4 protein-coding genes are annotated in these 13,507 nt (G+C 62.7%); all 4 read right to left on the bottom strand.

Going from position 1 to position 13,507, the window contains the following annotated elements; genetic code table 11:
* Positions 1 to 38 precede the first annotated feature (38 nt).
* Positions 39 to 710: an energy transducer TonB gene (locus ACEPPP_RS16515; protein WP_374088458.1), complete on the bottom strand. Its 672-nt coding sequence runs from the start codon at positions 708 to 710 to the stop codon at positions 39 to 41.
* A gap of 5 nt (positions 711 to 715) precedes the next feature.
* Complete coding sequence (locus ACEPPP_RS16510; RefSeq protein ID WP_024298153.1) at positions 716 to 1,120, bottom strand: biopolymer transporter ExbD; 405 nt, start codon at positions 1,118 to 1,120, stop codon at positions 716 to 718.
* Positions 1,117 to 2,943 (bottom strand): DUF2341 domain-containing protein, encoded by a 1,827-nt coding sequence (locus ACEPPP_RS16505; RefSeq protein ID WP_374088457.1) that lies wholly within the window; start codon positions 2,941 to 2,943, stop codon positions 1,117 to 1,119. Before ACEPPP_RS16505 ends, ACEPPP_RS16510 begins: the two co-directional genes overlap by 4 nt.
* Positions 2,944 to 3,111: 168 nt before the next feature.
* Positions 3,112 to 13,494 carry a filamentous haemagglutinin family protein gene (locus tag ACEPPP_RS16500; RefSeq protein WP_374088456.1) on the bottom strand — a complete coding sequence of 3,461 codons (10,383 nt, stop codon included), beginning with the start codon at positions 13,492 to 13,494 and terminating at the stop codon, positions 3,112 to 3,114.
* Positions 13,495 to 13,507 lie beyond the last annotated feature (13 nt).

Here is a 13,507-nt window from a genome sequence, read left to right as displayed (position 1 = left end):
CAGCATGCCCCGCCCGGCGAGGCGCTTCGCTCAATTTTTCATATTCGCGAAGTGACCTTGATCTTCAGCGGTTGCGGCATGTTGTCCGGCGGCGATTTCGCTAAGGAAAAGTGCAGTTTCGGCAAGGCCGAGCGAATGCTTTGGTCCACGTCGGACTTGCCGCTGCCGGAGGCGAGTTCGGCGCGCTCGACCCGGCCGTCCTTGCCTATCCAGACGTTCAGCAACACGCTGTAAGCGGCCTTGCCGGCGCTGGTGTCGGCCAGCAGCCCCTGCATCTCGTCGTCCAGTCGGCGTTTGACTTGGCCGCCGTACCAGAGAATCGCGCTGCCGCCGCTGCCGCCCAGGAGCCCTCTGCCTCCCTTCTTGCCGACCAGTCCGAAACCGTCCGACCCAGCCCCGCCCTCGGCATCCACGCCCAACTCCTCGCCCGGCGGCTGTTCCGCCTCGTCGGGCTCGGGCGCGGGTTCCGGCTCGGGCTCAGGTTCCGGGAGTTTTTCCGGCTCGGGTTCGGGCTCCGGCGGTTTCTGCTCCGGCGGCGGGGGCGGCGGAGGCGGCGGCTGAAGCACGGTGATCTGTTGCACCTGCTTCTTCGCCTGCAGCGGTTTTTCGAACAGTCCCTGGATGTAGTAGACGCCGACCGCGATCAGCAGGGTCAGCACGCCGCCGATGATCAGCGGCAGCCGTTTCAGCCATTTCTTGCGTTGATCCATAACCCTTACTTCACCAGTTTCTGTGTGACCAGGCCCAGCTGGCTGATTTCGAGCCGCGTCACCACATCGAGCACCTCGATGACTTTTTCATACTGGATCGAGGCATCCGCCTTCAGCACGACAGGCAGGTCCGGCGTCGCCGCCTTGTATTGCGCGAGCCGGGTTTCCAGTTCCTGGATCGAGACCGGATAGGTGTCGAGATAGATCGTGCCGTCCGGGGCAATCGAGATCGCCTTGGTTTTCGGCTTCGACAACGACGGCGTGCTGCTGGCTTTCGGCAGGTTGACCGTGATGCCCTGCACCGTCGCCGTCGTCATGATGATGAAGATCAGCAGCAGCACGTAAGCCACGTCAAGCATCGGCGTGATGTTGATGTCATCGTAGACTTTGCCTTCCTCTCCTACTTTCATGACTGCGTGGCCCTTTGCCTGTCGGCGCTGCGTAACGAAACGATCGCCAGAAACTCGTCGGTGAAAACGTGCATATCGGCGGTGACATCCTTGATCCGGGTCAGCAGATAGTTGTAGGCGAACAGCGCCGGAATCGCGACCGCAAGCCCCGCGACCGTCGCCAGCAGCGCGCCCGAAATGCCGGGCGCGATCGAGTTGATGTTCACGTCGCCGGACGCGGCGATCACCGCGAAGGTGATCATGACCCCGAGCACGGTGCCGAGCAGTCCCAGAAAGGGGCCGCCGGAGATCGCGATCGTCAACAGCACCATGTTCTTGTTCAGTTTCTGACCTTCCCTGACGACCGCCGCATCCAGGCGGGCACGCACCACGTTCAGCGCTTCCGCGCTCAACACCGCGTTGGCACCGCCGAAATGCTGGTTCAGCTCCTGTACGCCGGCATGGTAGATGTGGTAGATCGGCGAACCCTGAAAATGATCGTGTTTGCCGGCGACCGCCGCCAGAAACTCCGATTGCCCGTTCTCGCGCTCGTCCTCGGTTTCTTCCGCGTCCAGTTTTCCCAGATCGGAGGTAGAAATCGTTCGGTATTGCACCAGGAAATCTTCGTTTTCCTTGCGGGCCCGGTTCAGGGTCAGGGTCTTGCCGACCATTACCAGGAGGCTGATCACGAACATCACGCCGCACAGGGCGATCACGACCCAGCCGTCGACGGTCAGGCTTTGCAGGATGATCGCGAAGTAATTCAGATCGTCGCCTGAACCTGAGGACTCGTCCTGGCCGAAATTGAGCACCGCGAAATCCGGGCTCTGGCTGCGGAATTGCAGCTTGATCCAGTCCGCGCTGCGCGCCTGCTTCGCGACCTGCGCCTCATCGAGAAGACCGCTCAAGTTCTGGCCCTGCTCGTTGCCGCCAAGAGACACGGACGGCGTCATCGCGGCCAGCTGGATCGGCGCCGTGCCGACAGCTTGCCCGTTCAGGTAAAGCTCCAGCGCATCCTTTCTGGCGATCAGCGCCAGATGCTGCCACTTCGCCGGCTCGACATTGGCCGCGGCGGTCTGCTGGGCAGCGCCGCCCGCGCCCTGGTAGCGGGCGATAGCGGATGTGCCCTGCACGGCCAGTTCGATGCGTCCGGCCGCATCCTTCGCCTCAAACAATGTGGCGTTGGTCTGGGCCTGATCGATCTTGACCCAGGCGCTGAAAGTCAGGCCGCTGTCGGGCGTGACCTTCAGCGCCGGGTTCGCATTGACCGTAATGCCGCCCTGGCCGTCGAATTTTGCCGCGGCGCCGATGAAACCGGCCGGATCGACCGCCGCCTTCGAGCTGGCCGCATGCAGCGCATAGGCGGTCGCATCCTGCGGCAAGGCCTCGCCTTCCCGGAAATGGAAGACCAGGGCCTGGTTCACGTCATAGAGGCCCTGCGCATCGGAGCCGTCCGCCGCGTTCGCGTTGCCGTAATACATCGAGAAGCTGTCGGTGCTGACGCCGCCGCGCACGACCGGCACCTTGACCCAGACCAGGCCGAGTTCGGTCAAGGTATCGATCTTTTCGACCTGATGCTTCAGTGCGGTCTTGTCGTCCAGCATGAAGCGCACGTCCTTGCCGTTCTCCGCCAGATCGAGAAAGAAGCCGAAATTGCCGGTATGGAGGCGCACCAGCAGAGGGAAGTCGTTCACCGTTTCCTGAATATCGGCGCCGGTCGCTCCGGCATCGACGCTGAATTGCTTGCGCGATTTCCATTCGTCGTTCCACCACGCCTGTGCGCACAGCGGAATCAGGATCAGGGCCAGTCCCAACCGGAAGCGGCCGATAAGAGATTTGTTCATCGAAAATAAACTCATAAAAATTGAATGCTCGTGAAATTGTGAACCGGTACAACTTCCGTTTATGGTTCCCACGCTCTGCGTGGGAACCTGCTCAAGGACGCTCTGCGTCCCGAACCGCAGGAACGGTTCAGTCTGCATTCCCTCGCGGAGCGTGGGAACGATGAAACCCTAAGTCCCGCAGCCCGGCTTGCCGTCGCGGATTTCGGCGACGGTACAATCGCCGTAACCGACCACATCGGTGCTCAGGATGCTGACGACCGACTTCTGTTTCTCCTTTTGCTCGTCGTCTTGCCCGCCGTTGCTGCCGGCATTATCGTTGGCCGATTTTGCCGCGCTGGTCGCGGCGCTGTCGGCACCCGAGGGCACGACCGGCGCCGGCGCCGCCGTGGGCACGCCCACCGTGCCGCCTGAGGCCTGAATGTTCGAGGCGCCGACTACCGCGGTCGCGGCAATCACGATCTGGCCGCCGCTGATGCCGGCCTCGCCCGCGTCGACGATGCCTTGCGGCGCCGCCAAGGTGACCTGGCCGTTGCCGATCGCCTGAATACCGCTGCCGGAAACGATCGGCGGGAAGATCGTGACGATGTTGCCTTTCTCGTCGACCAGCGTGACCGGCGGCGGCGCGGCGATCGCCGATTTGGCCCCCTTGCCGGCGTCGATGCTGCCCTTGGATGACCAGACGGTAATGTCGCCGCCTTTCAGGGTGAACACACGCGACTGATTGACGTTGAAATCCCGCTCGATCAGCGCGTTCAAATCGCCTTCCTGCTGCACGACGATGCCGAGCTCATTGGCGGCCTTGCGGATACCCGCCAATTGCCCCGCCAGACCCACGTCGATCTTGCCGCCGGGAACCGCCATGTTGATGCCGCCGCCGTCCAGCGTCTTGATCTGGCTGAAGACGAGGCTCAGATCGCCGTCGTAGTGATCGCCCGGAAACAACGCCTCGATCGCATCGAAGCCGCGTTGATAAAGTTCGACCCGCTCGCCTGCCGGCGCCGCCGCCGCGGCGGCGGCCGACTGCTTGATCTCCTCGAACAAAACCCGTAAAAACGTGTGCAGATGTTCACGCTGCCCCTGCTCGTCGAGACCGGCCAGCGCCTGCAGTTCCGCCCGGTATTCGGGGTTCGCTTGATAGCGTTCGATGAAGCCCGCGTAATCGATCGCGTCGGAAAGCCCGGCCAGAACGTTGATCGCCGCGCCGTTAGGACTCAGGGCCGGATTCACGATGTTGCCGATCGTCCGGATGCCCGCGGAACTGCCGAGATTGATGTCGCGGCCCGCCAACACCTGCAACTGGCCGGGCCCTCCGACCTCGATCTTGTTCGGATTGGAGAGCACGACCCCGTCCGGGCTGATCTGGGTGTTGAACGCAATATCCCGGCCCGCCTGAATCAGCGTCATGTCGTCGCTCGCCAGATTTTGTCCGGACAGGCTCAGGTTCTTGATGTCCCTGCCGGCGCTGAATTCGGACGCCTTCGGCAGGAAGAAGATCACCTGCGCGCCGGGAGTGAACGCGATGTCGCCGAGATTGGCCCTGATCACCGGTTTGCCGGCGCTGCCTTGATGCACCGGCGCCGCGGCATGGATGATGTTCGCGACAGGACTGAACGGATCGAGCCGCTCCCGCGTCCTGATCAGGCCGTCATGCAGACTGCCTTCCAGCGACCGGACCGGCGACAGCATGTTAGGCAGTAACGAGACATCGGCATCGGACATGTTGATCGCGACCGTCTCGCCGGCGACCGCCGATGACCGGACGTTGCGTCCTGCCAAGAGCTCCAGTTGCCCTTGCGCCGACGGAAACAGCGTCATCGAGCGGTTGATGCCGATGTCGCCGGACAGCGCGGCCGCCTTCACGGTGCCGGGATAAACCGAATATTCGAAGCCGGCGCCGGCCGTGTTCTGGAAGTTGATGTTGCCGGCGGCCGCCAGAAAAGCAACCGAGCTGTCCTGCCCATAGGTGAAGAACCGCGATTCTCCCCCGACGATCTGGGTCTGTTTCAGCAGGGTCGGATTGTAGACGCCGCCGATATTGATATCCTGGCGCGCCCGGATGTCGAAGCGGGCATCGCCGAGCTCGAAGACCGCGCCTTGTCCTGCGCCATTGTTCGCGATGCCGCCGCCGGCCTTCAGGGCGGCCGTGCCCTTACCGGTAAAGAATTCGCCGCCGACGATGTCGTTGCCGGCTGCAAGCGAAAGATCGCCGCCGCCGTTGACCGCGATGCCGTTCTTGACCCACTGATTCGGCGTGCTGCCGACCGTGCCGAGCGGCTTGCCGGTGGTCGGGATCATCACCGAAAGGTTCCGGATGTCGCCGCCGGCTTCGACCTTGACATTGCCGCCACCGAGCGCGCCGACGTTCTGGTTGAAGTTTCTGATACCCTTCGCGGCAGGGATGCTGCCGGTCTGGCTGCTCCGGTCGCCGCTGACATTGATGCCCCAGAGCGTCGGCGTTTTATTTTCCGTCAGGGTGCCGCTCCGGACCAGCCAGTCGGTCATCTTTTGCCCGGTGTTTACACCTTCGATATTGCCGCCCGCCCGCAGGGTGATGTCGCCGCCCTGCGTCGGAAACTCGGCCTTTTGAAACAGCGTGCCTATCCGCGTTTCGTCCAGATAGCCGAAACGAAGCAGCTCGTTCATCAGTTCCGGGTCCTGGCGGTTCAGGTAATCCGCATCGCTCTCCCCGTCCAGACGCGCCGGCAGCCCCGGTATTTCGCCGCGCAGCAGTTGATTGCGGGTGTATTTCGCGGTCGTGCCGATCGTATAAACGGCCGCGGCCGCCGACGCATCGGACGGATCGGCGACAAAGCGCAGATCCTTGCCCGCGTCGATCCCGATCGAACCGGTGCCGGTTCTGACCTTGACCTGGGTCTTGATCAAGGTATTCGAATTCGGCGTTGTGGGATTCCGCGCCAGGTAGGAACTGGCCAGATTGACGTTGCCGCCCGCGACCAGGTTATAGCTCCATGACTGCCCTTCCTGGAGCATGTCCTGATAGACCCGAGTGGGTTGGCCCGGAAGCGAGGCGATCGCGAAAGCATCGCTCAGCGAGGCATTGAGGTTCAGGTCGTTGCCGGCGCTCAGGGTCAAAAATCCCGGCAGGGCGGCTTTGCCCTCCGCATCGCGATAACGCCAGTCGATTAAATCCCAGGCATCCGCCAGGGTCAGGTTTTGCCCGCCGCGAATTTCGAGGCCCGGCAACAGATCGATCGCGGCGCCAGAAAGATTCTGGATGCCCGGCGCGTGATTCATGAAGTCTGCGGTATCGGCCTTCCAGGACGCGATACTCGCGCTCGTGATCACCGATTGATTGTCGTAAACCCGGGTTGCCTCCAGCACGCTGCGGTCCGCACCGACACCGGTAATCGCGGTATTGACCGCGGTGATGTTTACCGCATCGCCGTCCCTGCCGGTACGCAAATGCAGCGCCCCGCCCTGGCCGACTTCGCCGCCGGCCACATCGATCGCGCCGCCTGCGGCAAGATCCAACAACCCGCTACCGGTGTCGTCACGGTGGACCGTATCCAAGGTGACACGGCCGCCCTCGCTGCCTTGCAAGGAGGAGCTCGCATCGATTCCTGCACCGCTGCCGAGGGTAATGCCGTTTCTGCCGTAAACCGCGACATCGCCGCCCTGGCCGCCGCTGACGTCGACCGTTCCGTTCAGAGCCACCTTGCCCTGATCCGCCGCGAGGTTGAATTGACGCGCGACCACGTTATCGCCGGCCGCGACGGTCACATCGCCGCTGCGCTGACGCAAAGACACTTCGCCGGCAATTCCGGAAGCCGCGAGCTTGCCGTTCAGCTCGGTAAAGCCGCCAGCCCCGAAGGTGTTTACGTCCAGACGCAGGCTTCCCTGGCGCTGTTCGGCATTCGCGACCTCATCCCCCAACGCGCTGACCAACCCGTTCCAGACGAATTGCCCCTTCGCCGCACGCACGTCGAGCAGACCCGCATCGCCGGCCTGTTTGCCGCCTTCGACCGCGCCGGCGATATGTATCTCGGCGCCGTCGGCCAGATTCACGTTGCCCGCGCTCGACGCCAGCACGACGGTGCCGGCCGGCGAGAACTGCTCGATCGTGCCGAACGGGATAGTTTTTCCGGCAACATCGATCACCGTGCCCGCATTCAAATTCACATTGCCGCGCAAGGCCTCGAGTTCCAGAATCCCGGACGGCAGATCGAAGCGTCCCGAACTGTCTATCGCATCGGCCGTAATCGACCAGTGCGCGCCGAGTCCGCCTGGCGCAAGAGAAGTCGTGGTCGCCGGCGAAGCCAAGGTGACGTCATGCCCTGTCGCATCGATCCGGGTCGTGGCGCCATTGCCGCCGATAAAATGTCCTGCGTTCAGGGCCAGGTCGCCGTCGACGCGCCAACTGCCTGGCGCCGCCAGAGTGCTGTTGCCGGTCACGGGATCCAGGGTTTGTCCCAGGCCCTTGACCGCAGTGTCCGCGTTGACCGTCACCTGATTGAAGCCATCGACCGCATAGTTGCCGCTGCCGAGTTCGAATTCGCGGGTATTGAACACCAGGCTGCCTGAACCGGTTCCCGTGTGCGCCGAGCTTGAACCGCTATTGAACAGGCGGATGCTGTCGGCGGAGAATTCGGCGGTAGATCCGGCATTGTTGAAGCCATTGATCGTCTCCGCGCCGATCTTCAGCCGTTTCGCCTGGATGCCGACCGCGCCGTAAATATCCAGATCGCTCGCGCTGATCAACTGTAATTCGTCCAGGTTGAACGCGGTGTTAGACAGCACCAGGCCCGGCGTGTTGACCGGCGCCTCGCCGAGGCTGATGCGGCTCGATTTCAATGCCAGCGAACCGCCCTGCATGTCGATGTCGCCGTCGAATACGGTATTCCGGGTCGAATCGAGCAGCATCGAACCGCCGGCGGCGAGACGCACGCCGTCTTCGACCACCAGCGTGCCTGTGTTCCCGGTCACGGCCTTGTCGCGCACGACATTCGCCTGGCCAGAGGAAGATACCCGCAGCAGGGCGCCGTCGCTATTGGCAGGCGCATTCGGCGCCAGCTGATTGTCCACCAGCAGATCGAGACCCGGCTTGCCGGTGCTGCCGGTGCTCTCGATTACCGCGCCGCTGTCCAGTTTGATTTGATCGCGCGCGGCCAGAATCAGCTCCTGCCCGCTCAATTGCGCGTCGCCGGCCACGTTCAGCGTCTGCGTCGACACCTTCACCCGCTGCCCGTTCTTTTCCTTGCTGCGCACGCCGCCCAGCAACAGGCTCGGTGCGTTCAGGTTATTCAGGTCCTCGTCGAAAAGACTGACCGTGCCGGCCGGGCTCGATGCGGCATCCTCGCGACGGCCGACCACGCGGAGACGATCGGCGCTGATGTCCACCTGTCCGCCCAGGCCGTTCAGACCCGGGGCCGCGGCCAATTCGGCGCCCAGCACCAGACTGTTGCGCACGTCGATCGACAGGCTGCCGGCGTCCTTCGGCAGTTGCGGCGCCGCGGTGCCATCGGCGGCCGCCTTGTCGGCAAAAAACGTATTGGCCGAATAATCCTTGAACTCGGACCGGGTCCGGGCGATATCGCCTTGTTCGACCGCAAAACCCTGCCAACGCACATCCTGGATGCCGGCGCTCGGATCGCCGTAGCGTCCGGCGACGATGGTCGCCCCGGCAAAGTCCTGCTGAACCTGTCCGGGCTGCAAATCCCTGAATCCCTGCCTTGGAGTGACCAGATAGGCGCCCGGCAACAGGGCGTAATGCGCCGGCAGCAAGGTGTACCAGCCGGCGCTGACTCCCGAGCCTGCGCTCAGATAAACGCTGTCGCCGACGTTCAGGCCGCTGCCCGGAAACTCCAACGGGTCGAAAGGCGTCAAGGCATTGCCGAGCCCCGGCATGATCGCGAATTGCTCGGTAAAGCCGGCGCTGTTCGGATTCAGCACATCGGTGCTGCCGCCGGGTCCCGGGATGAATTCGTAAGCGTACAGGTCGCCGCCGCCCGACAAGTCGACCTTGGCGCCGTCCTTAAGCGCGATGTCTTTCCCAGACAGCGTCAACCGCTTTTCCGGCGGCGTGTCGATCAACAAATTGATCGAACCGGTCGCATCCAGGGGATAGAGCCAGTTCAGTCCGCCCGACACCTGGCCGAACGGCACGGTCAAATCGCCGCCCGCGACCGAGGTCAGGCTGCCCGGCGCGAGTTCGAGCGTCTTTTCGGCATTCAGCGCCAAGGTGCCGAACGGCGCCTTCAGCGTGCCCGCCTGGATGATGTTCGGCGCATTGACGGTCAGATTGCCGCCGGCCGAAAGCACCGGCGCCGAGGCGCCGCCGCTGTTTTCAATGCGTACGGTCTCGTCGCCGCTGCCGCCGACGTTGATCGTGTAATCGGTCAGGGTGGCCGGATACACTTGGCTCGCCGCGATCGTCAAATCGCCGGCCAGCTTCAATTCGCCGAGAAAATCCTTGGTATCCTTGAGGCCCCGAATGCCGATAGCGCGCACGTCGCCCGCGCTGGCCAGCTTGACCTGGCCGAATCCGTTGAAGCTCAAGCCGCCGACCAGATCGATGCCCTTTGCATTGACGGTCAATTGCCCGCTGCCGCCCACCGCATCCGGCGCCAGTTTGCTTGAAAACAGCCCGTTGCCCAGCTGCGTGTCCAGGCGGCTTTGCGTGGAGCCGAGCGCGGCGTAAGCGGTATTCAGGGTCACCTGTCCCCCCTCGGTCTTGAGGCTTGGGGAATCCAGGAGGATGCTTCTCGCGGCATCGAGGCGGACATTGCCCTTGAACAGGATGCTGCCGGTATGGGTATTGCCGGCGACCGCATCGGTCTTGAATTCCAGGTTCGCCGCGCCCGAACGGTTCAGTTGGGCGCTGCTCAGCAAGGCGCGGCCGTTGAAGGCGCTATCGATCGCATCGCCGAGACTGAGATCAGCCGGAATGGACGCCGTTGCCGACTCGCCGATTTCAAGCGCGCGCGCCTTGGTCACCGCCTTATCGTCCGGAAAACCGCCACCCGGAATCGGAAAATCCGGCTTTTGGCGGAGGCCTCCGTTCAGTTCGACCGCCAGCGTTCCGCCGGGGGCGCCGTTGCCGCCTTGCGCCTTGAACGCGCCGTCCGCCAGGATGCCTTCGCCCGCCTTCAGGCGGATCGAGCCGCCGGCCGATGAAACCGCCTTGGACACCACCTCGATCTGGGTTCCCCTATCCGGGATTTCCCTGAAATCCAGCTTGCGGGTCGTTCCGGACACATCGATCTCCGAACCGGCGTAGGTCACGATATAGCCGCGATTCGCGGTCAGCGTCACCTGGCCGCCCGCCAGCACGTCGCCCATGCGCAGGCCATAGGGATTCAATTCGGCCTTATAGACGCCGCGCGCCGCCAATCGGCTTTCGGGCCCCAGCCAGATGCCCTGGGAGGCGAAGAACCCCGAATCGCCGGCGGACGGAATGTCCAGGGTCAGAAAAATATTACCCCCCGGCGCGTCGATCGCGCCGTCGACGAATATCGAGGTATCCGAATGCAATGCTACATTACCCTGCATGTCGGTCTTGATCGAAGCGCCCTTGCCGATGCTCAATGCTTCATTCCGATTCTGACTTGCCAATTGGGTCAGAGACAGCGTCAGATTCGTCGGGGTGCGCAAGAATTCCGGCAGGGTCACCACCGAACTGACCTTTGTGATCGGGGTTCCGGTAGGCTTCAGGTAAGCGGTGCCCTTCAGCTGCAAATTGCTTTGCAAAGGCCGCACTTGCACGTTATCGGCCACCTTCAGGCCGTTAACATTGGAGGTGATGTGGTAATCGCCGAAGCCGCCCTGCTGAAAAAATTCGGGGTTCAGCACCAGGGGCGTCGCCGCGGAATCCGGGCGACTGGGCACATCGTCGGCGGAACCGATGACCACCTCGTGGGTGCCGATATTCAGTTGGCCGCCGTGATGCAAGGCCCATCCCGCCAGACTGCCGTCCAGCGTCAGGCTTGAAACCTTGCCGCCCGCCTCGTGCGTTTGTGCGAGTAAATCGATGGTGCCGCCCTTGCCGTCCACCAGCGAACCATCGGTCTGCATCCAGGCGCCGCCGCTGACGTCGATCTTGCTGCCCTGGCCGAGGTACAGATCGCCCTGCTCGGTGATCAGGGAGACATGGCCGCCGTCTATCGATACCGGCGCCAATGCCTTACCGTCCCGGACAGTCAGCCAGTCATTGACCCATAAGCCGCTCACGTCGATCGAGGCATGGGGCCCCAGCGTGATGTCGCTCGGCAGCAATCCCGAAGTACTCAAGGCTATCGGTTTGACAGTCACCTTGCCGGAACGGCTGGAAATCGATCCGAACAGCTCAAACCCGGTCGATGCCAGGCTCAACGCCGCCTGATCGACCATGTCGATATGGGCGTCTTCGTCGATCCGTATCGCACCGTTGGTTTTGATATCGATGTTCCGAACGCCGGCGCTTTTGAACAGGCCTGGGTCGATGTTCAACGCGATAGGATCCACCGAACCGTCGGCTTTCCTGGGCAGGGGATCATCCCTACCCAGGGTTGATGCGAGCGGATTGTGGCCGAAAACGATATCCTGCTTGCCGAAAAGATTATCGTTGTTCAAATCGATGCTCAGCGCACTGCCCGGAGCGCGCTGTTCGGGCGTTCTCTGGTAGGGGCCATCGACCGTGGTGCCGTCGAGCACGCCGTCCAGCAGCGCTTCATAAGCGCTGATGTTCAATTTGCCGCCTGCCTTGCCTTCGACGTACCCTTTTTCGTAGCGCTGCGTCAGAGACGCCGCCGGCCAGCGTTGCCTGATCGCCCAGGGCGCATATTTGACTTTATCGCCATTCAGCATGGCTTCGTAATGTCGGTTCGGATCGGCTGCTGAAATATCGAAAACCTCCCCGTCCGCCACCAGTTTGGTGGTGCTGATGAGCCCGTCCCGGTAACTGACCGAGCCGCCGGAAAAATCGAGCACGCTGCCCTGCTTGGCAACGACATCTCCGCTCGACTTCAGATCGATGGTGCCGCCCGAGGTGCTGCGCTCGTCGATATTACGGGCGATGCGGTCCGCCGCGCCTTTGATGTCCGCAATCGGGATACTGGCCTGGGTCAAGGCGCCGGTCTCCGGATCGTAGGCCATGTCGGCGTCGCGCAGATCGACCGAGACCTTCTCGCCGGCCAGAATGCCGTCGCGCTGCAACGGCGAGTCGCGCAGCTCGTTCTTGCGCAGTTCCACCTCGACGACATTCCGCTCCATCGCCAGACTGACGTTTTTGACGCCGGAAACGTCGACCTTGCTGCCGGCTTCCAGATAGATCCTGGCATTGCCCTTGACCGTGGGATTCGCCGGATTGTCCTCCGCCTGAATCGAGACATTTCCGGATTTCGCCTGGACCACAGACTGGTCGCGCAGCCTTACCTGATGCCCGCTGATTTCTATTTTCGAGCGCGGCTGGGCCTGCGCGTCGATAGCGGTCGCGGTTTTATCGGCGTCCAGGTCGACGCTGGTCAGGCTGCCCTTGTCCAAGGTCACGGTCGCCCGGGTGCCGAGGCCGTCGCCCTGATCGGCAGCCCTGACCGTGGCTTTGGGCAACAGCTTGCCGCCGGTAGCCGAGGGGCTTTGGATGCCTTCGCGCGCCAACAGCCTGACGGTGCCGTTCAACTGCACCGAGGTGGTGGCGGAGGCGATGCCTTTCTGGTTGACCGCGAAGCCCAGCAGGCTGGCGTTGCCGCGTTCTGCCAGCACCTTGCCGACGTTATTGACTTCCCCGCCTTTATTGACTTCGACCAGCAAACCGCGCACATCCGAATCGCCGCCGGCTTCCTGCAGATAAACCTTGTCCTGCGCGCCGGCAAGTATCGTTTGCCCGTCCGGCGTTTCGATCGTGCCAGCGTTGGTCACGCTTGGCGCGGCGATGATCACCCGGCCGCCTGCGCCTTTCGTTTTGATTTGCGCACCCTGGTCGATGAATATCTGAATCTTGATCTTGTCGCCGTTCTGATCGCGCAGGTATTGGCCCTGATCGTTTTTCAGGTAAATTTCGCCGCCGCCCTGCAACGCGGCGCTATTGTCGATATCGAAAACCTTGGTGATGCCGCGCTGAAACACCTCGTCGCTGATGCCCAGCGTGGTCGCGACCAGCGAGTTCACGTTGACCTGCGAGTCCTTGCCGAAGACGAAACCGTTCTGATTGACCAGATAGACCTGGCCATTGGCTTCGAGCGAGCCCATGATGCGGCTCGGACTCTGGTCATGGATGCGGTTCAGCGCGATCGAGGTCGAACCGGGCTGGTCGAAACGCACGCTGCTGCCGGCGTCGATGTTGAAGCTTTTCCAGTCCAGCGTCGCCTTGTCGGTGATTTGCTTGATGTTCAGGGCATTGCCGGCAATGGCGCCGGTGGCCTGCCCCTGGGTCGCAATATCGATAGGCGTCTGAGTCAAAGGCCCGGTGTTCAGCGGCACGGGCAACTCGGCGCGCACGGGCGGCACTTTGGCGCCAAACGCCAAACCGCCGGCGATCAGCATCCGGATCGCCAGCACCAACGGCTTGAGCCGAAAAGCCTGTTCATTGATTCGGGGAGTAGAATAATGTTTCATCATCCAATACCTCGGG

Origin of the sequence: Methylomicrobium lacus, from assembly GCF_041897535.1 — a bacterium.
Classification (GTDB): Bacteria; Pseudomonadota; Gammaproteobacteria; order Methylococcales; family Methylomonadaceae; genus Methylomicrobium; species Methylomicrobium lacus_A.
Note: the sequence above shows the minus strand (reverse complement) of the source record. Positions and strands in the feature narration are given on the sequence as shown.